The 22149-nt window shown below is 60.5% G+C and carries 18 protein-coding genes; 4 read left to right on the top strand and 14 right to left on the bottom strand.

Annotation, left to right across the window (positions count from 1 at the left end):
• Positions 1-73: 73 nt before the first annotated feature.
• From ACZ5J0_RS16615 to ACZ5J0_RS16560, 12 genes are all read right to left on the bottom strand, one after another.
• Positions 74-1290, bottom strand: a protein-coding gene (locus tag ACZ5J0_RS16615; RefSeq protein ID WP_464093596.1) for an IS3 family transposase whose coding sequence is annotated in 2 segments (ribosomal slippage) — positions 74-1026 and positions 1026-1290 — 1218 coding nt in all. Because the reading frame shifts where the segments join, the coding sequence is not laid out codon by codon here.
• Positions 1291-1436: 146 nt separating this feature from the next.
• Positions 1437-1856 (bottom strand): ATP-binding protein, encoded by a 420-nt coding sequence (locus tag ACZ5J0_RS16610; protein WP_142937900.1) that lies wholly within the window; start codon positions 1854-1856, stop codon positions 1437-1439.
• Positions 1849-2181, bottom strand: coding sequence for an STAS domain-containing protein (locus ACZ5J0_RS16605; RefSeq protein WP_142938005.1), 333 nt, complete (start codon positions 2179-2181; stop codon positions 1849-1851). The genes ACZ5J0_RS16610 and ACZ5J0_RS16605 overlap by 8 nt, the downstream gene beginning before the upstream one ends.
• Positions 2171-4105 carry a glycosyltransferase family 2 protein gene (locus tag ACZ5J0_RS16600; RefSeq protein ID WP_464093595.1) on the bottom strand — a complete coding sequence of 645 codons (1935 nt, stop codon included), beginning with the start codon at positions 4103-4105 and terminating at the stop codon, positions 2171-2173. Before ACZ5J0_RS16600 ends, ACZ5J0_RS16605 begins: the two co-directional genes overlap by 11 nt.
• Positions 4106-4124: 19 nt before the next feature.
• A complete protein-coding gene (locus tag ACZ5J0_RS16595) occupies positions 4125-5243 on the bottom strand; it encodes a PP2C family protein-serine/threonine phosphatase (RefSeq protein ID WP_464093594.1) in 1119 nt (372 codons plus the stop codon).
• A gap of 146 nt (positions 5244-5389) precedes the next feature.
• The gene (gene bcp / locus ACZ5J0_RS16590; protein ID WP_142937903.1) at positions 5390-5857 is read right to left on the bottom strand and encodes a thioredoxin-dependent thiol peroxidase; all 468 of its coding nucleotides are present in this window, start codon (positions 5855-5857) and stop codon (positions 5390-5392) included.
• A gap of 81 nt (positions 5858-5938) precedes the next feature.
• Positions 5939-6805 carry a winged helix-turn-helix domain-containing protein gene (locus tag ACZ5J0_RS16585; RefSeq protein WP_464093593.1) on the bottom strand — a complete coding sequence of 289 codons (867 nt, stop codon included), beginning with the start codon at positions 6803-6805 and terminating at the stop codon, positions 5939-5941.
• Between the two features lie 10 nt (positions 6806-6815).
• On the bottom strand, positions 6816-8165 hold the full coding sequence (gene allB, locus ACZ5J0_RS16580; RefSeq protein WP_464093592.1) for an allantoinase AllB: 1350 nt from the start codon (positions 8163-8165) through the stop codon (positions 6816-6818).
• Positions 8158-9327, bottom strand: a complete 1170-nt coding sequence (locus ACZ5J0_RS16575) for a glycerate kinase (RefSeq protein WP_464093591.1) — start codon at positions 9325-9327, stop codon at positions 8158-8160. The genes allB and ACZ5J0_RS16575 overlap by 8 nt, the downstream gene beginning before the upstream one ends.
• A gap of 24 nt (positions 9328-9351) precedes the next feature.
• Entirely contained in the window at positions 9352-11139 is a 1788-nt protein-coding gene (gene gcl / locus ACZ5J0_RS16570) for a glyoxylate carboligase (RefSeq protein ID WP_464093590.1), read from the bottom strand.
• A 132-nt stretch (positions 11140-11271) separates the two neighbouring features.
• On the bottom strand, positions 11272-12150 hold the full coding sequence (locus ACZ5J0_RS16565) for a 2-hydroxy-3-oxopropionate reductase (RefSeq protein WP_039242966.1): 879 nt from the start codon (positions 12148-12150) through the stop codon (positions 11272-11274).
• A gap of 84 nt (positions 12151-12234) precedes the next feature.
• On the bottom strand, positions 12235-13038 hold the full coding sequence (locus tag ACZ5J0_RS16560; RefSeq protein WP_089596273.1) for a hydroxypyruvate isomerase family protein: 804 nt from the start codon (positions 13036-13038) through the stop codon (positions 12235-12237).
• Between the two features lie 671 nt (positions 13039-13709).
• Here ACZ5J0_RS16560 and ACZ5J0_RS16555 point away from each other — a divergent pair.
• Positions 13710-15038, top strand: coding sequence for a hypothetical protein (locus ACZ5J0_RS16555; RefSeq protein WP_464093589.1), 1329 nt, complete (start codon positions 13710-13712; stop codon positions 15036-15038).
• A gap of 356 nt (positions 15039-15394) precedes the next feature.
• Here the strand turns inward: ACZ5J0_RS16555 and ACZ5J0_RS16550 are convergent, their stop codons facing one another.
• Positions 15395-16036, bottom strand: a complete 642-nt coding sequence (locus ACZ5J0_RS16550) for an HNH endonuclease (protein ID WP_464093588.1) — start codon at positions 16034-16036, stop codon at positions 15395-15397.
• Positions 16033-17508 carry an AAA family ATPase gene (locus ACZ5J0_RS16545; RefSeq protein WP_464093587.1) on the bottom strand — a complete coding sequence of 492 codons (1476 nt, stop codon included), beginning with the start codon at positions 17506-17508 and terminating at the stop codon, positions 16033-16035. Before ACZ5J0_RS16545 ends, ACZ5J0_RS16550 begins: the two co-directional genes overlap by 4 nt.
• Positions 17509-18205: 697 nt before the next feature.
• Here ACZ5J0_RS16545 and ACZ5J0_RS16540 point away from each other — a divergent pair.
• From ACZ5J0_RS16540 to ACZ5J0_RS16530, 3 genes are read left to right on the top strand one after another with little or no spacing between them, the layout of a single operon-like run.
• The gene (locus tag ACZ5J0_RS16540) at positions 18206-19228 is read left to right on the top strand and encodes a hypothetical protein (RefSeq protein WP_464093586.1); all 1023 of its coding nucleotides are present in this window, start codon (positions 18206-18208) and stop codon (positions 19226-19228) included.
• Complete coding sequence (locus tag ACZ5J0_RS16535; RefSeq protein WP_464093585.1) at positions 19225-19830, top strand: hypothetical protein; 606 nt, start codon at positions 19225-19227, stop codon at positions 19828-19830. Before ACZ5J0_RS16540 ends, ACZ5J0_RS16535 begins: the two co-directional genes overlap by 4 nt.
• 14 nt (positions 19831-19844) lie before the next feature.
• Entirely contained in the window at positions 19845-21911 is a 2067-nt protein-coding gene (locus tag ACZ5J0_RS16530) for a hypothetical protein (protein WP_464093584.1), read from the top strand.
• Positions 21912-22149 lie beyond the last annotated feature (238 nt).

Raw genomic sequence — 22149 nt, 5'->3', positions numbered from 1 at the left:
CTCAAGCGGGTGGGATGTGAGAGAGGGTTTGCGGTCGTCAAGTTTTTGAGACAGGTCTCGTTGTTGTTTTTGGTTAGGCGGCCAGGGGTTGCTGGGCGCGGGTTTGGTAGTTGGTGTGGGCTTTGGCTGGTGGTATGCCGCCGGCTCGGCGGTTGGGCCGGCGGCGGTTGTACCAGCCCTCGATGTATTCCATGACACCGGTTCGGGCGGCGAGTCGGGAGCCGTAGCGTTGGTGGTGGTAGAACTCGGTTTTGAGGTGGGAGAAGAAGTTCTCCGCGACGGCGTTGTCCCAGCAGACCCCGACTTTCCCCATGGACTGCGTCACCGAGTTATCGCCGCACCATTTCTGGAATTCATCCGAGGTGTATTGGGTGCCCCGGTCCGAATGGAACACCACCGAGGCCCCGGTCAGGTGGCCGTGGTTGCGGGCCATTTGCAGCGCCGCGGTGCACAGGCTCGCGCGCATGTGCCCGGCCATGGACCAGCCGATGACCATGCCGGAGAAAAGATCGATCACCGTAGCCAGGTAGAGCCAGCCCTCACCCGTGCGCAGGTAGGTGATGTCACCGACCAGGCGGGTTCCGGGCACTGTTGAGGTGAAGTCCCGCTTGCCCTCTGCATCGAGCATGTGGTTCTCGATGTGGGCTGTTTTGGCCTGCGGATCCTGGACGGTAGTTGCCTTCCAGGCCTGGGTGCGGACGGCCCGCAGCCCGTGCTCACGCATGATCGCCCCGACAGTGGGGGCCGAGACCCGCACTCCCTTCTCGTTCAAAAGCAGGGTCAGTTGGTCCCGGCCGGCACGGCCCTTCTCCTCCTTATACAGCTCGGTAACCGCGGCGGCGAGATCCTGATGCCGTACTGCCCGCGGGGATGGCCCGGCCGGGTTGCGCCATCGGTAGAACGAGGCCCTGGAAACCTTCAACGCCCGGCATAGCCAGGCCACGGAATGGTTGGCCTTCTCCGCTTCGATGAACTCGTAGAAGTCCTCTACTTTTGCTTCGCGGCAAAGAAGGCGCTGACTTTTCCCAAGAACTCGACCTCGGCCTTCAATCTCTCGTTCTCAGCCAAGGCCTTCCGGTGTTCATCCCAGGACACCGGGCCCCGGTCCACAGGCTCTAGAGCAGGACCGTCCTGATGTTTTCCCCGGTGCCGATGAAGCCAGTTCCCCAACGTGCTCTCCTTCACCCCGAGCTCGTCAGCGACTTGCTTCACTGAACGATCCGAGGACAACACCAGCTGCACAGCTTCCTCACGGAAAGCCGCATCATATTTTCTTCTAGGACCAGTCATTCTGAAGTCGATCTCCCATCAACCTGTCTCAGAAAACCATACGTCCGCAGTTCGGCTCAAGCCGGTGGGATGTGAGAGAGCGTGCGGTTATGACCCGTGGGATGTGAGAGAGCGTGCGGTTATGACCGGTGGGATGTGAGAGAGGGTCAGGTGTTGCGGGTCAGGATCCAGGTGTTGGTGCCGTCCTGGCGTTCGAAGGTCACCGTGGTCACCAAGGCTTCGATGAGCGCCAACCCACGCCCGGACTCCGCCTCCGCATCCGGCATGGACGCCTGCATGTCATCCGCGAAGGGCTCCCGGGCGTTGTGGGCGCTGACCCGGGCAATCAGCCGGGAGGGCTGGACGCTGATGTCGACGTCGATCTCTACGGGCTTCTCCGCCACAGGCTCCGCATGCTGCACGATGTTTGCGGCGGCCTCGATCACGGCCGTAGCGAACGTCATCCGGTCCATGTCCGGCACGAAGGAGGCGTCGTCCCAGAGGGCATCAAGCTCGTTGTGGATGGCTTCGATTGCTTCCTCATTGGACGGCCCGTGGAATCCCCGGCGGGCAATGACCTCAGTCATCGCCGAACGCCTCCTCGGCTGAAGGGTAGGCCGTGAGTACCCTGTCCATGTTGGTCAGTTCCAGGACCATCTTGACCTGTGGCTGAACGCCGGCGATCCGGAGGTCCCCGCCGGCTTGTCGGGCGGCTTTAAGGCAGCCGATCAGGGCGCCGAGCCCGGAGGAATCCATGAAGTCGGTTTCTGCCAGGTTCACCACAACACGGCTGGACCCACCGGCCACCACCTCGTTCACTACCTCGCGCAGCTTGGGGGCAGCAACCATGTTCAGCCGGCCCACGCTCTTCACCTCCGCGTAGGAGTCTTTGACCTCGTAGCTAAACTGCATCTGCATTCCTCTCCTCGGGGCGCTCCGGCCCAACATCTTCAGGCTCAAAACCCTTGTACAAAACTGCCTTGACCAGAACGCTCAGGACCACCAGGTCGAACGCAACCCATGCCACGTTCACCAGTGTGCCCAAGGGCTCGGACATTCCGGCAAGAAGCCGGATAAGGCCAACTACCAGCGCTATGGCAAGCAGCACCGCCACAATGATCTGGGGACGGATGAGGCTCCAACTGGGTCCACCGCTCTGGCGGGCCTTGGGGGTGACCGCGAACCCGAGGGGACGTCCGAACCAAACGTTCCGCGCCGCCGTCGTGCAGGCCTTGATCCAGGTGGGGAACAGCGCAAGGCTGTACTGCTGCCCGCGCCAGGTGGGGATGCCGTGCCCGGCCACAAGGAACAAGAGTTGGTTCACCACCATGAACGGGATGAAGCGGATGAAGAAGTCGTAGCTGAGGCTGCTCACCGGGAGGATGCCGAGCGTCAGGTAGATGATGGGCGCGGCGAAGTAGACGACAGCCGCGAATCCGCTCAGGTAGCTCCACATGGTGGAGAAGTACATCAGCCTCTGGCCCCACGTGAGCCGGCGTTGCACCAGCGGATTCTCGCGGAGCAGCACCTGCATGGTGCCTTGGGCCCAACGGAGGCGCTGGGTGAGCATGGTTTTGAGGTCCTCGGGCGCCAGACCGTTGGCCAGGATTTCGTGGTGGTACACGCTCTTCCACCCCAGGCCGTGCAGGCGCATGGCGGTGGCCATGTCCTCCGTGACGGAGATGGTGGCCAGCGGCATGATGGGCTGGGCTTCGTCGGTGCGTTCCACTGAGATGGCGTCAAGGACGGCGTGTACGGATTCGAGCGCACCCAAGGGGGACCAGTCGCGTCCGGACTCGCCCACGTGGGCCAGTTCCATGGCCGCGATCTCTTCGAGGTCGGATTGGAGTGCGGAGAAGTCGGCGGCCACGAGGGTGCGCACAGCGTCATCCACTTGGCGGCGGACCCGGTAGGTGATTTCGCTGAGGGATGCCCCGGCTTCGAGTTCTTTCTGGGCGGATTCCGTAGCAGCCTCAACCTCGTTGAGCATCTGCTCCACCAACGGGTTCTCCGCCTCGGGCGACCGCCGGGCCTTCTTGATGGCGGTACGTGATGCGGCGAGGGCACGCCGGATACTCTTCTCCGTGGCTTTGACGTAGCCCACCAACCCCAGCTGCATGAGGGCTTCCCGGCGGAGGATCGCGTTGGAGCCGCAGAAGAACGCGGCGTTCCACCCGTCCTTGCCCTGCTGGATGGGACCGTAGAACAGGGGTGCCTGGCTGCCCAGGGGATCGTCGGCGGGGACGTTGATGAAGTATTGCGGGGTCTGGACCAGTGCCACTTTGTCGTCGTTGAAGTAGCCCAGCGTCTTGTCCAGGATGTCCGGCTCGGGGATCTGGTCGGCGTCGAGGATCAACAGGTACTCGCCCGAGGTGAGCATCAGCGCGTTGTTCAGGTTGCCCGCCTTGGCGTGCCGCGGCATGTCCGGCGTCCAATCGGCGGTTCGCGTCACGTAACCGATCCCGTTCGACTCGGCGAGTTCGCGCATCTCCGGGCGGTTGCCGTCGTCCAGGATCCAGGTGCTGTGGGGCCAGCGAATGTCCTTGGCGGCCAGGGCGGTGGTCATCACCAGGTCAAGGGGCTCGTTGTAGGTGGTGATGAAAACGTCCACGGTGGCGTCGGCCGGGGCAGGGGGCGGAGGTTTCCGGAATTTGATGTTCCACACGGTGAGGCCGAACAGCATGACGTCAATCAGGCTGTACGTCTCGGCAAGCACCAGCGGGACCGCGATCCACCACGCGTCCCAGTTCAGCGAGGCCATCCAGCGCCACGCAACATAGTTGACGCCCAAAATGACTGTGAGAAGAACGATCAGCCGAGTCCAGAAACGTGTCACAAATCCCCCCTTTTGTTATCTACAGTTCTGCGTGTGGTTTTCGGCGTACGACGACGGCAGTTACGTCATCTTCAGCGGTTGACGCCGGTGCCAACTCCAGCAGGGCGGCGCACACGTCGTCCGACGTAGGCCCGGTGCGCGCCACCTTCTCCACGTTCCGTTGGAACTCCTCCAGGGAATCGTGCGCGTCCAACACTCCATCGCTGACGATCACCAAGGAATCGCCCGGCTCCAGTTGCAGCTCCGAAGCAGGCCACTGTTGGTCGTCCAGGATGCCGACAGGCGGGCCCGCGGAAACCAACCTCCGCGCCGCCCCCTCAGCAGGAACGTGCAGTGCGAGGCCGTGACCGGCGTCGATGTAACTGAGTTTTCCGCTGGCGCTGTCCAGCCGCGCGTGGAACATGGTGACGAAGGACCCCGAATGGTCCAAGTCAGAGGTGATGGTGGCGCTGGCTGAGCCAAAAGCGGCGTCAATGGCCGGGGTGTCAGTTACCGAGCGCATCACTGCACGGACCGTTGCTGCGATGAGGGCGGCTCCCATTCCTTTGCCCATGGCGTCGGCGAAGGTGAGGTGCATGCCGTCGCGGGTCTGGTACCAGTCGTAGAAGTCCCCGCCCACGCTGCGCGAAGGGCGGAAGGCGCCCGCGACGTCGTAGCCGTTGAGGCGGACCGTTTCGCGCGGCAGGAGGCTCTGCTGCACCACTGCTGCGCGGGCGAGCTCGTCCGTTTGGCGCTGGTCCTCGGCGGGTGCGGCAGGCGTGCGGGCCCGGCGGAACAAGGCGCGGATACGGGCCTGAAGTTCCTTGGGGCTGAACGGTTTGTTGATGTAGTCGTCCGCACCGGTGTCCAGGCCGTTGAGCCGGTCAATCTCATCGGCTCGGGCCGTGAGCATCAGGATGTATGCGTCCGAGAATTCGCGGAGGCGGCGGCAGACTTCCATGCCATCGATGTCCGGAAGGTTGATGTCCAGCGTCACCAATTCGGCGTTGGTTCTGCGGACAGCCTCGACGCCGGAGAGACCGTCAGGTGCCTCTGTCACCACGAAGTCGAGCTGCTCCAGGACGAGAACAAGAAGTCCGCGAATGTCAGCGTCGTCTTCGACAACGACAGCGTGGCGCACGGGCGTGGGAGAGACCATGGCTCCATTAACTAATGCTGCTGGGTATTTGTCACGTTTAGTCACGACACATGAAACGCCCGCTCACAAAAGTGGGCGGGCGTTACACGATTTGTGCAGTTATGTGAGAGAGGGATTCGCTCAAGCACGCGGGATGTGAGAGAGGGTTAGACGCCCAGCTCTTCCTTGAGCGCCTGGACGTGGCCCTGGGCGGCAACCTGGTACTGGGTGAGCTTCACGGTGCCTTCGCCGTCCACCACGACGGTGGAGCGGACCAGGCCTTCGTGGATTTCGCCGTCAACCAGCTTCTCGCCCCAGGCGCCATATGCCAGGGCAACCTTGTGGTCTTCGTCGGAGAGCAGCGGGAAGGTCAGCGCAAAGTCACCCGTGAACTTGGACAATGCCTCAGGGGCGTCCGGGGAGATCCCGATGACTTCGTAGCCTTTGCCCTGCAGGCTGGCAAGGTTGTCGCGGAAATCGCAAGCTTCGGTGGTGCAACCGGGGGTGGCTGCCTTCGGGTAGAAGTACACAATGACGTTGCGTCCGCGGTAATCGGACAGCGAGACCTTGGTGCCGTCGGCGTCGAGAAGCGCGAAATCAGGTGCTTGCGTTCCGACGAGGAGTTTCTGGGTCATGGCGATCCTTTACGTTTCACCGGCAAACAGCCGGCATTCATCATTCAAAAAACGGATTGTCTATAGGACAGAACAGCGAACTTAGATGCTGTATTCCGCAGGTCCGCGCACTGTGGCATAAGGGCCTGGCACGAACTGGTAGCCGCCACCACGGACGGTGGCGACGGTGTGTCGGGCGGAGCCGAGCTTCCGCCGCACCCTTCCAACATAAACGTCGATCGAGCGAAATGCCGCGCCGGGGAGGTCAAATGACTCCAGGAAGCGTTGCAATTCTTCACGTGCAATGGCGCGGGAGCAGTTCACCACGAGGTAGCGAAGCAGCTTGTATTCCATGCCAGTAAAGGCAACAGGCTCGCCGTCCAGGAGGACTACTTCAGCGGCGAGGTCTACCGCAAGTTGGCTGCGGCGGCTCGCCAACGTTACGGGCTCGACGGCGGTGCTGTCACCCGTTTCGGTGCGTCCCCCTCTTCCGGTTTCGGTGCGTCCCCCTCTTCCGGACAAATCACCCTCGCGTGCGCTGGTGAATTGTCCGTTGGAGGGTGAATTTCCGGCAGCGCGGGCGTCCGAACGGGCGTCCGCGAGGGCATCGGCGAGCGTTACCGTACTCGAAGAGCGCCCGTTGGTACCGGCGTCGGCGGCTTCCTGCGGAGTGCCGCCCCAGGAAGTGTCGCCGACGCCGGAGTGCTCTGCCCCGGTGGCGGGCCAGATGCGGACTTCCGCCTCCGGGGCAAGTTTCATGGCGCGGGCCAGCACAAGTCGTGCTGCCCGCTCCCAGACTTCAGGATCGATCTCGTCGCCCTCGGCGGGGTTGACCCAGAGCGCCAGGCCGTGTGCTGTCAGGCTGTTGCGATCGTTGAGGTTCCGAGGATTCAAGCCAGCCCGTCGTCCCGAGACGCCGCGTGCTGCGGGTCCTCGCGACGGCGGTGGCCCGTAGGCATTGACTGCCATGACGGTTGACCTAAACGTTGCCGCGGCGGAGCAGCTTGCCGCCGGGGTTCTGGCCGTCGATCGGGGTGCCGCGCAGGTAGGTCTTGCGGACGACGCCGGCCAGGGGACGGCCGTCGTACGGTGTGATCGGGTTCTTGTGCTTGAGCTTGCTGACGTCCACCACGAAGGCTTCGTCCTGGGCGAAGATGGAGAAATCGGCGTCGTAGCCCAGGGCCAGCTGGCCCTTGTTGTGCAGGCGGGCCAGGGCAGCGGGCTTTTCAGCCATCCAGGAGACAACTTGTTCCAGCGGGATGCCGCGGTGGCGGGCTTCGGTCCAGATCAGGGACAGGCCCAGCTGGAGCGAGGAAACGCCGCCCCAGGCCACGGCGAAGTCGCCGTTTTCCAGGTCCTTCAAATCCAGCGTGGAGGGGGAGTGGTCCGAGACGATGCAGTCGATGGTGCCGTCCTGCAGGCCCTTCCAGAGGAGCTCCCGGTTGGAGGCCTCACGGATCGGCGGGCAGCACTTGTACGCCGTGGCGCCGTCGGGGATTTCTTCGGCCATGAGCGTCAGGTAGTGCGGGCAGGTCTCAACGGTGAGGTTGACGCCGTCGCGCTTTGCCGAAGCGATCATCGGCAGCGCGTCGGAGGAGGAGAGGTGCAGGATGTGGGCGCGGGCGCCGGTCCAGCGGGCACGTTCGATGACCTCGGCGATTGCCTTGTTCTCGGCGCCGCGGGGACGGGATGCCAGGAAGGTCTCGTAGTGGTCGCCGCCGGGATGCGGGGCGCGGTCGATCGCGTGGGAGTCCTCGGCGTGCACGATCATGAGGGAGTCGAAGGACTTGAGTTCCTTCATGTCCTCTTCCATCTCGTCAGCATCGAGGTGGGGGAACTCGTCCACGCCGGAGTGCAGGAGGAAGCACTTGAAGCCGAAGACGCCTTCGTCGTGCAGCGGGCGGAGGTCGGCCTTGTTGCCCGGGATGGCACCGCCCCAGAATCCGACGTCCACGAATGCCTGGTCCTTGGCGACCACGCGCTTCTGCTCCAGGCCGTCCACGGTGGTGGTGGGCGGGATGCTGTTCAGCGGCATGTCGATGATGGTGGTCACGCCACCGGCAGCTGCGGCACGCGTGGCGGAGGCGAAGCCTTCCCACTCGGTGCGGCCGGGCTCGTTGACGTGGACGTGGGTGTCCACCAGGCCGGGGAGGAGCGTTTCGTCGTCTGCGAGTTCGATGACCTCGTTGCCGGTCAGGCCGTTACCGAGGGGTTCGATCGCGACGATGACGCCATCGCGGATGCCAACTTCGCGGGCTGCGATGCCTGCGGTGGTGAGGATGCGCTGTCCCCGGATAACGAGGTCATAGGCGCCGATTGCTTCAGACATTGAGGTACTCCTTGTTTTCGGTCCGTTCCGCCAGGTACACGCCTATGTGCTTACCTAATTGTTCAAGCAACGGACCTGCTTCTGCGATACATTTTTGGACATCTTTTTCCAGATCGGTCAGGGCATGGACCGTGTGGAAGCCGGCGTCCGTGAGTTGTTCCCGGCTCAGGGTACTCCGGCCGCAGACTGCGATCACGGGAACCCCGTTCCGCTGCGCTGCACGCGAGACGCCCATGGGGGTCTTGCCTAGCAGGCTTTGCTCGTCCAGGCTGCCTTCTCCGGTGATCACCAGATCGGCGCCCTTCAGGCGTTCTTCCAGTTCAGTGAATTCAAGCACGACGTCGATGCCCGGCCGCCGCTCTGCCTTCAGCGCCGCGATGGCAATGTAGCCAACGCCGCCTGCTGCTCCTGCGCCTTCTGCCTTGGCCGCGAACTTGGCATGTTGCCCGGTAGTGGCTGCAAGGACGTCGACGAAGTGGCTCAGTGCCGCATCCAGTTCGGTGACGTCGTCCGGCGTCGCGCCCTTCTGCGGACCGAAGATGGCTGGTGCTCCGCTGGCCCCCAAAAGGGGATTGTCGACGTCGGACGCCAACACGAACTCCGTGGCCTCAACGCGGACGTCGAAGTTGGAGAAGTCGATGCTGTTCAGCTGTGCCAAGGCGGCACCGCCGCCGGGGAGCTCGTTGCCGTTCTCGTCCAGGAAGACGGCGCCGAGGCCTTGCAGGACTCCCGCGCCGGCGTCGGTGTTAGCGCTGCCGCCGACACCCAGGATGATCTTGCGGCAGCCGAGGTCCAGCGCGGCGCGGATGAGTTCGCCCGTGCCGATGCTGGTTGCTGTCTTGGCCGTTTCCGACGTGGGGCCGTCCGGGAGGAGGGCGAGACCGGAAGCTGCCGCCATTTCGATGACAGCTTCCTGGTCCCGCACCGCGAAGTCGGCCTTCACTGGCTCGCCGATCGGGCCGGTGACGGTGGTGGTCCGGCGGGTGAAGCCGGAGCCGATGGCGGCGTCGATGGTTCCTTCGCCGCCGTCGGCCACCGGAATGCGTGTTGCTTCAAAGCCGTTGTGCCCGTAGCCCGCCAGCAGCCCTGTTGCCAGGTGCTCGGCGACGTCGGGCGCGGACAGCGAGCCCTTGAATTTGTCCGGGGCGATGACAACACGCATTCCGGTGCCTCCTTACTGTTTTCTCTAGGCCTTGGTCAGGATCGCGGTGGGTGCGTCCGCCGCGGTCTCTGCCAACTCTTCGAACTCGTTCACGCCGTTGATCTCAACGCCCATGGAGATGTTGGTGATCTTTTCCAGGATCACTTCAACAACCACGGGAACCTTGAACTCGCCCATCAGTGCCTTGGCCTTGTCGAAAGCGGCAGGCAGATCGTTCGGGTCCTCAACGCGGATGGCTTTGACGCCCAAGCCCTCGGCAACCTTGATGTGGTCCACGCCGTAGCCCGCTGCGTTCGCAGAGAGCCCAGTCGAGTTGATGTTCTCGAAGGCCAGGGAAACGTTCTGTTCCATGTTGAAGCCGCGCTGGCTCTGACGGATCAGGCCCAGGTAGCTGTTGTTCACTACAACGTGGATGTACGGCAGGTTGAACTGTGCGCCTACAGCCAGTTCCTCGATCATGAACTGGAAGTCGTAGTCACCGGACAGGGCAACAACGGTGGCATCCGGGGTTCCCCTCACTACACCGAGTGCTGCCGGAGCGGTCCAACCCAGCGGGCCGGCCTGGCCTGCGTTGATCCACTTGCGGGCACCGAACACGTGCAGCATCTGTGCGCCGGCGATCTGCGAGAGGCCGATGGTGGACACGTAGGTGGTGTCGCGGCCGAAGGCCTTGTTCATCTCCTGGTACACGCGCTGCGGCTTGATGGGCACGTTGTCGAAGTTGGTCTTGCGGTGCAGGGAGCCCTTGCGCTCCTGGCACTCGGCAACCCAACCCGAGTAGTCCGGCAGGGTCTTTGCAGCCTGGCGTTCGCGAGCCAGCTCCAACAGACCGTCCAGCGCCGCACCGGCGTCGGATGCAATGCCCAAATCCGGGGAGAAAACGCGACCGATCTGGGTCGGCTCGATGTCGATGTGCACGAACTTACGGCCAGCCATGTAGGTGTCCAGGCCACCGGTGTGGCGGTTGGCCCAACGGTTGCCGATGCCGATCACGAAGTCGCTCTGCAGGAACGTCTCGTTGCCGTAGCGGTGCGAGGTCTGCAGGCCAACCATGCCAGCCATCAGCTGGTGGTCGTCCGGAATGGCGCCCCAGCCCATCAGGGTGGGGATCACAGGAACGTTCAGGATCTCGGCCAGCTCAACCAGCTGGGCCGAAGCGCCGGCGTTGATGATGCCGCCACCGGCGACGATCAGCGGGTGCTTGGCTGCGGTCAGCAGGTCCAGTGCCTTTTCCAGCTGCTTGCGGGAAGCCTTGGGCTTCTCGATGGGCAGGGGCTCGTAGGCGTCGATGTCGAACTCGATCTCGGCCATCTGAACGTCGATGGGCAGGTCCAAAAGAACCGGACCCGGACGACCCGAACGCATCAGCTGGAAGGCCTTCTGGAACGCACCGGGAACCTGGCCCGGCTCCAAGATGGTCATGGCGAACTTGGTCAACGGCTTGGCGATGGACTCGATGTCCACAGCCTGGAAGTCTTCCTTGTGCAGCTTGGCAACCGGAGCCTGGCCGGTGATGCAGAGCATGGGGATCGAGTCTGCCTGGGCTGCGTACAGGCCCGTGATCATGTCCGTGCCAGCGGGGCCCGAGGTGCCGATGCAGATGCCGATGTTGCCATCAGCTGCGCGGCTGTAGCCGTCAGCCATGTGGCTGGCGCCTTCAACGTGGCGGGCCAGCGTGTGGCGGATGCCGCCGTGGGCACGCATTGCTGAGTAGAAGGGGTTGATCGCTGCGCCGGGCAGACCGAAAGCTTCGGTTGCGCCTTCCTTTTCCAGGATGGCTACGGCCGCATCAACGGTGCGCATCTTTGCCATGGTGTACTCCTTGTTTTTTGCCCTGACGGGCGAAGTCTGTGGTGTTTTTGGGTGTGGTGAGGGAGCCGCCGTCGTTTAAGTACGACGGCGGGTTCCCTGCTTTTCGTTTCTGTCCGGCTTTTGCCGGGGTGCTTACTTCCGGCCGCTGAGCTGGAGGACCTGCTTGAAGAGGCCCGAGTGGTCCAGGCCGCCGTCGCCCTGGTTGACGGTTGCGGCGACGAGCTGGGCGACGACGGCGCCGAGCGGGACAGCGACGTTGGCTTCGCGGGCTGCGGAGGTGACGATGCCGAGGTCCTTATGGTGGAGGGCCAGGCGGAAGCCGGGGTCGAAGTTGCGGTCGAGCATCTTCTGACCCTTCTGGTCGAGGACCTTGGAGCCGGCCAAGCCGCCGCCCAGGACCTTCAGTGCTGCGTCGGTGTCTACGCCGTAGGCCTCGAGGAAGGCGATGGCCTCGCCGAGGACCTGGATGTTGACGGCTACGATCAGCTGGTTGGCTGCTTTGACGGTCTGGCCGGAGCCGGACGGGCCGACGTGGACGATGGTCTTGCCCACTGCGTTGAGGACATCCTGTGCTGCCTCGAAGTCTGCAGCTTCGCCGCCGACCATGATGGACAGGACGGCGTCGATGGCGCCCTGTTCACCACCGGACACAGGAGCGTCGAGCGGGCGGATGCCTGCTGCTACTGCGTCGTCGGAGAGGCGCTTGGCGACGTCCGGGCGGATGCTGGATGCGTCGATCCAGATGGTGCCCTTCTTCGCGTTGGCGAAGACGCCGTCCTTGCCGCTGACAACACCCTCAACATCGGGGGAGTCCGGGACCATGGTGATGACGACGTCGGCGTCCTTGACAGCGTCCGCGATGCTCGTAGCACCCTGGCCGCCCTCAGAGACGAGCTTGTCGATCTTGTCCTGGCTGCGGTTGAAACCGGTGACCGTGTGGCCGGCCTTGACGAGGTTGATGGCCATGGGGAGGCCCATGATTCCGAGTCCGATGACTGCAACGTTGCTCATTGTGGTTCTCTTTCTGAAAGTCTGTTTTAGCTCAGGTGTGCTGTTTGGTGAGTCAGCCGCTTTTGGCGAGTGCCGCCGTCGTTGTTAGTTGGCGTTGGCGCGCTGGCGGATGGCCCAGCTGAAGGCCGATTCCTGCGGTTCCTTGTACTCGAGGCCGATGTAGCCGTCGTAGCCGAGTTCGCGGCTGCGGGCGATCCATTCGCCGAGGGGGAGGGTGCCGGTTCCGGGAGCGCCGCGGCCGGGGTTGTCGGCGATCTGGATGTGGCCGAAGTCCTTGGCGTGGTTCTCGATGACGGATTCGACGTCGTCGCCGTTGACTGCCAGGTGGTAGAAGTCGGCGAGGAGCTTGATGTTCTGGGCGCCGGATTCTGCCTTGACTCGGGCGATGACCTTGAGGGCGTCTTCGGCGGTGAGGAGCGGGTACTTGGGTGCGCCGCTGACCGGTTCGAGGAGGACGGTGCCGCCGATGCGGGCGACGCCTTCCGCTGCCGCAGCGAGGTTCTTTGCCGCGAGTTCGTCCTGCTCTTCAGGGGTGAACTCATCCTGGCGGTTGCCGTAGAGGGCGTTGAAGGCCTTGCAGCCGAGGCGCTCACCGATGCCGGCTACGACGTCGATGTTGTCCTTGAACTCGGAGCAACGTCCCTTCCAGGAAACCAGGCCACGGTCGCCGCCAGGCATGTTGCCGGCGTTGAAGTTCAAGCCCGTGAGCTGTACGCCGGCGTCCTTGATGGCGGTTTCAAACTCGGTTACTTGTGCGTCGGTGGGGACGGAGGTTTCGAAGGGCCACCAGAACTCGACGGCGTCAAAACCGGCTGCCTTCGCGGCGGCGGGGCGCTCGAGCAAGGGCAGCTCCGTCAGGAGGATGGAGCAGTTCACTGTGTACGTCATCGTAGGTCCTTCCGAGGAGGGGCTTGGATCTATCTTCCGTTGCTTGGCTGCTGCCTTGGTGCTTGGCTTCAGTTTCCGCTTTGTGGAATTTAGATTCTGCTTTATGAAAAGTTTAGGGAAGGTGGGGGTGGGAGTCAAGGGGGTGGGTGGGGAGATTGGGGGTTTGGGATACCAGGCGCGTTCTCCAGATTTGGTTAGCTCGGGGGAAGAGGTCAGGTCGATGCTTGTGCAGCCGGTGGGGTGGAGCCAGCGGTCTAAAGATCACGTGCTGTGCCGTCTATTCAGGGTGTGCTGAGGGGCCAAATGCGTCGCTTTACTTGCGCGCGCGAGGCGTTTCGCCGAGTCTTTGCCGTAGTGCATGTTGACTGCGGCAGTGGCACTGCACCGCCGGATCTGCGACGACGCTCAAGCGGACGATCTGGTTCTATTTGGGATGCACAGAACGGACTCATTCCGAAGGCGCGAGTCAGAGCCCGACCTCGTCTAGTGGGGTTTTATGACACGCTGAACAATCGCATTTAGGCGCATAGCTCGTTCGTGGTTCTAATTCAAAAGTGACTTCATGCCAGAATCGGAGTCTTTCCGATCGAGTCTTCAGGCGGAGTCCTGACTCGCAATGTATGAGGGCTTCCGATTAGGAACACAAGGAGGCTGTCAGCTATATTTCATTCATGGTAAACCCGATTAGCATAGAATCGCAAGAAAGTCACGGCGAAGGCGACGTCTTTGAAGAACTAGTTGAAAAGGCTACCGCTGCAAATATTCAAGCAAAGTTTGTTCCGCGAGAACAGTCAGATGATGAAGATGATGATGACCTCGGGTATATAGAAATCCATCTCCCGGCTGGCCGAGACACTCAGCGATTCTACCTATTTCGACACAGTGTCAAAACACTAGTTAGATATGATCTCTCTTGCATTCGTGCTTTGGGCGAATATTCCGGCCTTGTTGATACTTCGCAGGGTTCGATTGAGGTATTGCTAATGAGCGGAGATGCGCGCAACGGTCCCCTCTTTAGGACTGCTATTTGGGACTTGCCTGGAGCGGAAGTTCTCGATTCAGAGTCCGAGAGTACTCTGGATGTTGATGATGACGTCGAGATTTCTCCTCCGCGTCGGCCGACCAATTGGCGCCTTCGCGTAGAGTCCGGTAACCAGAGCGTAGAGATCTCACCGCCCTCCGAGCTTTCTGCGGCCGTCTTTGGTGGGAGGCATTACACGCTCAAAATTCAAGGCTATGATGTACACCGTCACGAGAGGGCTCTTTCTGTTCTAACAAGCGTTGGCAATGCCTTCATATTTGATCTAGATGTGCGTTATGGAATAGCTCTCTCTCTTTCGCGCAGGCGAAATAGAACCCGGACCAGGAGGCAGAAGCCGGTTGAGCATGGTCCTGATTTTCCTCAGAATGAATACTCCCAAGAGGCCCTAGCTCTTTACCAATACGGGAGGAGCGCCAGTGGACTTCCACTCTTGCAGTTTCTTGCCTATTATCAGTGCCTAGAGTATTTCTTTCCTGTTTTTGCGAGAGAAGCCACTGTGAACTCTATGAGATCTGCATTGCTGAACCCTCGATTTAGCCCGACCAGTGAGGCTGACATCAACCGGCTCATCAATCTGGCTGCCCCCGCAGTAAAGGCTGGCATCGGGGAGCGTGAGCAACTTCGAGCGACTCTTCGTGCGTCAATCGATTCGGCTGACCTGCGCGCCTTCATCGAGTCAGAAGAGACGTACCCGGAACACTTTTCTGCAAGCAAACAGAAGATTCGTGGTGCAACGCCGATAAAACTCAAGGATGAGCACGCAGATCTTAGGGATCAGGTGTCTGAGCGGTTGTACAAAATCCGTTGCAGAGTGGTTCACACTAAGCAGGACGGGTCCGGGCAGGGCGAGGAGCTGCTTCTACCTTCCAGTTCGGAAGTCGAAGCTTTGGGCCCGGACATTGACCTCCTCCGACTAATCGCCCAGCATGCACTGGTAGCACGGGCAAGGCGTCCCTAGTTGCATTTGATGAAGGGATGGGGTGGGAATGTCCGGAGCGGGCACGATCCCGACAACTGCTTACCGGACTGCTCTCGTGTCATGAATTTATGAACGAATCTCTCTCCATTTGCGAAGGAGTCCCCTGGGAATTGACTCTCTGCTTCAACACGAACGATGGGGCGGTTTCACTCGTCTGAGGCTCACGTTCTACACCCAATGCCCTAGCCGTCCCATGAATCGATCACTTGGGGCTGATTCTGTAGATTAAAGAGCTAGCGTCGTGATTACGATGACAATGAAGGCTTGTTCTCGACGGCAGGAGCCAGACTATGCAACGTCGACTCATCGTCTGTACGAAAGCTAGTATCCCGTCGCTACGGAAGTGTTGTTCCCGCAACAGCAGCCAGGTAGGCCTGGATCCGTCCAATAGCCGCCTGCGCTGTGACGTGATTTCCAGTGAGGGCATCGATAGCCGACTCAAATCTTCGATCGTATGGGTCTGTTTCGTCCATTGGATCGATATACTTCATGGCAAAGCGTCCAAGTTTACAGTGCTTCACCGTCCAAGTGCCCTTTTCACTGATTGGGCTATACACGAGCCCATTTTTCTCAAGATGATCTTCCCAACGATCAAAGTGGGGGTGGACTATTACATATGAAGTAGGAGACGTTGGGTAGTCGGTAACCGTCGGGTCGGTCAAAGTATCTGCATTTAATTTGGCAATATTGCAGTCTGGGCAGGCGACGGCAAGGTTACGCGACTCGAACATGAAGTGCGGATGTACTGCCTTCGGTACGACGTGTTCCAGATCCCACACGCGGCCGTTCTCCGTTAGCCATTGCTCAGCGCAGTAGCAGCACCGGTTTTTCTGCTCCTTAATATAATGCTTCTTTGCCCGCGCTTTCAGATCGGCGACACGGGTATCAGCCCAGGCGCCCGTTGTAAGTGGGCCACCCGATACTGCTCGGATAGCATCTAAATCCTCTGGGGAAAACGGTGCAGGCTGGGCGATCATGCGATGGCACCGTTACGTGTGGGACGTGCGTGACTTAGGTCCGCCACTAACTGTCGCACCGGACTCGTGGATGGCAGAGTGCCCGCTATGCCCTGAAGTTCTGTCAGGATATCCACGAACCGCTTCTCATTGGTATCCCGATCGGCGACGAGCCGCAGTGCTTCGACCAGAAGCTGACGAAGATAAAGGTTGCCATCTTGGGCAACGCCAAAGGTGCGAACCAGTACCTCGTCAGCCGACTTGCCAGACATGACCTCCCCACCACCTCCACTCGTTTCGATATCAACAACGCTTGACTGCTCGGGAGGGGCACCCGAGACGAGTGTTGCTGAATGGGTCGCGAGAACGAAGTGACAGCCATGAAAAGCCCCCAGAATATCTGACAGGTGCCGCAGGTAGTCCGCCTGCCACGCGGGATGGAGGCTGATTTCGGGCTCATCGATCAGGATAAGGCTGTGGTCGTCAATGGATGACGCGATTCCAAGCATCGCCGTAGCGAGCGCAAGCTCACCCGAGCTTGCATCCTCGATGTTGATAATCGCGCCAGTCAGTTTCTTCCGCAACCTTACTTCCTGCATTTCGATGAGGCGGGCGCGAGAGAGCTGTTGAGCTTGTTGAAAAGTAGGATCTTCCGACCACTGCTGAGTTGAAAACTCAGCCATTAGGGCAAGAGTCTTGCCGTCGCCCAAACCCATGAGATAGTCGGCCGCCCGTCCCAGTTGGCTGATGGCCGACGGCTCCTCAAAGAAGTAATTACCCAGGATGGGCCGCAAATCACTAGATCGCTCAGCGCGTTCATTCTCCAGAAACATGCGGTAACCGGTTGGTCCCTTATTGGCGCCTGCTTCCAAGAACGCCCGGCCACGCTTGGTCCATCGGTAGAGGACCTCTACCTGCGGCTTATAGCCAAGGTATTCGAACACGCGAGCTATGCGCCCTCTACGTTGAGCGTTGAGTCTGGTGGCCTCGAAAAGATTATCAAGTGCACGAAATACGCCGGACTTCGTCGATACTCGCCCGCGAGGATCCTTTAGTCCGAGGTAGCGGTACAACCCCGTGCGCTGGCGGGACGGGTCAAACAAGCTCTGGGAGATCGGAAGATGAAACTTATCGAAGGCGCCTGCGGTAATCGCCGCTACCGCCCGTGGCCGTGGCAACAGGTCAAGCGGGACTTCCCTACCGTCGAGGAAGCCGGAAGCCATTTTCCGTTCGATGTGAATCGCGCATAGGTGACCGTTGAGCATGTACTCGACGGACGCATTCACAGTGCGTCGTGGCTTGTTCCCGTCGAGAGCGTCGAACGCTAAGGCTATGGCGGATAAGAGCCGCGACTTCCCTGAGCCATTTCGGCCGGTTATGAGCGTAGTCCACGACTCAGGGCCAGGCTCCGACGCAAAATCGACGTCGACAATGGTGCCGTCATCCTCGATGATTTCTGCGCGCAGGAGCCGCAGAGCAGACGTTGTGATCATGAATAGCACCCCAAATTGTACTTCCCCAACAATCCGTTATAAACCGTGTCGAAACCGTCTCGGATAGTCAATCTTAATCTGAAGAGATTAGTCCCTCGACCAGCAAAAACCAGAGCTGCTTATCACTTTGCCGGTTCAGGACTGCAAGCAGCTTTGCATGAGGGAAGAGCTGCAGCCCAGCTTGATCCGATCAGTTGCTTGTGTCCTTTTGGACAGGATCGTAGGAAAACTGAATCCATAGGATTGAAGCTCCACAGCGCGAGAGGTTCGCCGTCGTGGCCGTCGCACGTCTTTTGGCTCAAACGAGACAGGTTGCACGAGCCACGCGGACCAATCAAAGAGTGCACACGGGTGCACGTTCTGCGGCCGTCAGGTGCTCGTTAGACGATCTTTCACCTGGCAGGGAGTTCAACCGCCCCCTCCGCAGGTGATTTCATCCAGTCAGGGCGCGTTCGAAGTCGAGCCTCGGCTCGCAGATGGCCGTGCCGACCCTCTTGGAGTTGTCGTTCACCGTGCTGATCGAAAGCCCCGCCTGAGCGGCCACTCATTCTGCGGTTACGTTCGAAACGTCGATTGAAGTGTGGGTTCGACCGCAACGCGAGGGGGTACGTGCACCCGGAATATGCGGTCAAACACATAGTGGATATGCTGATGCTACCGAACGGGGATTGGGGGCTGATTGTCAGAGCAAATAGTTGTGGTGGGCTCCGGCGATATCGACTTCCGCTTCCTTGAAACGCGATTCGCCGGCCCTGCAGGTGCTCGCGAAGCCTTTGAACGACTTATTGCAGACATTGTTGGGATAGTTCACCCCGATGTCCAAGAGGTTCAAGCTAACCCAGGCGATTGGGGCATCGACGCCTACATCGGCGATCTCGGAAAACAAGGTGAAGTCCACATCTGGCAGTCGAAGTACTTTATCGACGGGTTCGGCAGCACACAGCAGGGCGACGTTCGAGAATCGTACAAGTCGGCACAAAAGGCTGCCACCGATAACGGCTACAGGATCGCTTCCTGGACGCTCTGCGTCCCTTGCGAATTGGATGGTCCGATGCTTACGTGGTGGGAAGGATGGAAAAAGCGAACTTCAAAAACAGACACCCTCACGCTGGACCTCCAGACTGCAGGGCGGCTGCGGCGACTACTCCAGGCTACGGCCGCGGCGGACGTTCGGAACCACTACTTCTCGCCTTTGTTTCCGCTGCCGCAGAAAACCTCTGACGTTGAGGAGCCGCGCGGACTCGAAGAACTAGTCGACGACACCAAGTATGATGGCGCCCTCTTTGTGCGGCAGATGGACGAAGCCGGATTGCCGGAGACTTTTGCTGCTCGAGAGGCGTTCTTCAATGCGGAGATATTAGAGCGCGAGGTCGTGGACAAGGGTGTCCGGCCCGAAGTCGCGGCACTCTCGACATGGCGTGTGCGGGTTTCATCCACCTGGTCGACAGCCTTCAACACGGCATGTCAGATGTCGACGGACCGGCATTTCCCGCAACTGTATGGCGATGTAATTGGAGCCATCGAAACAAGCCACTCGCAGGAGGCCGCCAGCCTCCGTGCGCACGTCCTTCACGGCGTCGGCCTTCTGCATCAAGCTGTAGACAATGGCCGCGCTGGTTGGGTTAGGGACTGGCGTGATGTGGCCAAGGACCACCGTTCGAGGATCCCGAGCACCGCTTTCGAGCCAAACAACGAGGAAGGAACAGAGGAGGAAACGTGAGCGCCCAGGCTGAGCCCACCGAGCAAGCAGCTTCCACTCTTCGCGCCGAGTCCATACCCGCATTTCGGATGGCGCAGATCATCCTCGTTCTGGTGGGCGCAAAGGCTAAGGATAGCAAGCTGGATCTCGAGCGGCTTTCGGTGATTGAGTTTCTGTCGGCGAATCCGTTCCTCGTGTTGGGCGCAGATTCTCCCGCTTCTAATCAGCTACGGTTGCAAGGATTCGGCCGCCACTCCATCACCTACGCCTCGCCGAGTCAGCGTTTCGTTTCGCGGAGGGAACGAGTGGTATCGGACGTCGCGCAGCTGGTTGCCTTCGGGCTTGTGCAACTCACAGTCCACGAGGGGCAGAGGGTCTTCACCGTTACCGAATTGGGGAAGCAATCAGCGGACAGTCTGTGCTCCGTCTACGCCGACGCATTCCGGCTCAGTGTTGCGACCGTTACTCCAATCGTGATGAAGCTTTCTTCAGCGAAGATGCGCGAGCACCTTCAAACATGGCTTCGCGTGGACCCAGTACTCTTCGACCTCATTGACAGTCCAACAATGGACGAGTTCGAGGCTGAGGCCTCCGGGCTCGCCTCGCGCGACATGCTCTTCTAGGAAACGACGACCCAATGACGAATCATCCCGCCTTCAACCTACGAGCCCTCCGCTTGGTCGGCCCAAACCACTCGTACCGCGTTGACTTCACAGACCAACACGAGGAGGGTCGGGTCCGGCCCCTGTCGGTTATAGCTGGTGAGATCAGCACTGGTAAGACCACCGTGCTGGAGTTTGTCGACTGGTGTCTTGGCGCGAAAGAGCATCCCGAACATGATGAGGTGATGGCGAACGTACGATCCGCTCAGCTTGCAATTGATGTCACGGGACCGGGCGATGCTAACACAGCACAGTACGTTATCGAGCGGTCACTTGGCTCGAAGGCAACGAGTGCCTACCTTTACACCGGCAACCTTGACACGATGTCTGGCACGCCGGTGCGGTCCTTCACTTCCGACCCCGCCGACGCCGACTCACTGTCCCATTATCTCCTGCAGTTGTGCGGTCTCAGCGGACTACGCCTGGACCAGTCGCCGTCTCAAGCGGACTCGAAAACCAGCGCACTGAGCTTCAGGGACCTGCAGCCTCTTTGGTTTCTCACGAACCGGCGACTCGACAACGGGGACCTTGCGTACGAAAGGCAACCGCACCGATCCATCAAGCTCAACCAAGTCGTAAATATTCTCTTCGGTGTCTCGGACAATGAGCAGTCGACGCTGTCCAGGGCCGTCGAAGAACTCGGCGCAGAGGAGCGGGAGCTCGCACGTGCTGTCCAGACGCTTCGGACGTTCATGACCGATGCGGGATTCACCACCATCGAGGAGATAGACTCCGAATCGGACAGGCTCAGAATCCGGGTAGCAGAGCTCAACGCACAGAAGCGGGCCATAGACGACAACATATCCGCCCGCGGAGACTTCACCGCCGAGCTACGTGCAAACTACTCCAGGAGCGAGAAGCACGCGCAGCTCCTCCAGGCCGAGTTGCGAGACCGGGACACCCTTTCACAGCGGCTTGAACCCCTCCGTGCTCAGTATGCGGACGAGATCCGACGGCTCGATCTTGTCGCTGAATCGCTGAACCTCTTCGACTCGCTGAATGTGGTGACCTGCCCGGCCTGCCAGAGTAAGCTCCAATCGCTGCCCAGCGTCGTCGAGAACGAATGTTCGCTGTGCCACTCGCACCTGACCGCAGACCTCACCAATGGCCAGAGTGTTCCCGACCTGAGCACGGAACGACGCAGTCTTGTGCGTCGCTTGAATCAGCTCCTTGAGTTCGCTCAAGAAGTGCGAGCCGAGGGCGACAAGCTGCGGAGGAACCTGAGCGTCGCCAACGCAGCTGTACGAGAGGCGCAATCAGCCCTAGACCGGGTCTCCGGCGATATTATCTCGCCATTCCTGATGGAACGCGACGAAATTCAGCAGTCTGTGGCAGACACCCGCGTCGAGCTTAAGACGATGCTCCGAGCACGGCAGATGCTGTTGCAACTTCAGCAAAAGGAAGTGGAGCTTCTGCAGACGTCAGCCGCCCTCAAAGAAGCGCGAACACGCAAGGGGCGATATCTCCAGAACGCGACGCCTCGCGACACGACACTCGCCCGTATCGGTAAACGCTTGTACGACATCCTCGAAGACTTCGGCTATCCAAAAGTTGATCTCGTGCGTGTTGAAAGGAACCTCGTGCCGTTCGTTCGGGGGCGCCGATATGACAAGGTCGGTTCTTCTGGGGCTATGACGCTGATCGCACTCGCCTGGGAGCTCGCACTTTTCGAGCTGGCATTCGAGGAGGGTTCTGGACATCCCGGATTCCTCATCGTTGATAGCCCCCAAAAGAACCTCGTACCTGGATCTATCACTGTCCCGACTACGCAGGATCCACGGGCCGACGATGACGGTGTCCAAATCGGCCTGCTCATCACCGCTCGTAGCCGCAACATCGTAGAGAACATCTACCGCCATGTCGCAAGCTGGCTCGCCACACATCCAGGGGCCCAGATTGTCTTCGTCGACAACCAACCACCGACGGTGGCTGATCGGCACATCGTGGTTCGCTACTCGCAGAACCCTGACGACCCGCCCTACGGTCTTATCGAGAACGAAGACGGGCGCGCTTCGGAGACTCAGAATCGAGAGAGTCGCTGAGGCAATCCTGACGCTCAAGGGTCCATTCACAGGTGGAGGTGCCCGAAGATGTCTTGGTGAAGCCTTTAGCCATTCAAAGGACAGTGATCTTGCTCAAAGCTCGGTCTGCTCGAGGAGGAAGACAAATCCGTCGCCCTGCCGCCTACGTATCCAGAAGTCCAGCTGCCCACTCACACTCGGTAGCCGAACGCCGCTCACGTGGCAGCGGGATCGTGAGGAGATGATCATGGAGTGCAAA

It is taken from the genome of Arthrobacter sp. DualSoilB13, from assembly GCF_055389195.1.
The sequence above is the reverse complement of the archived record's forward strand: the minus strand, read 5'-3'. Positions and strand labels throughout refer to the sequence as shown.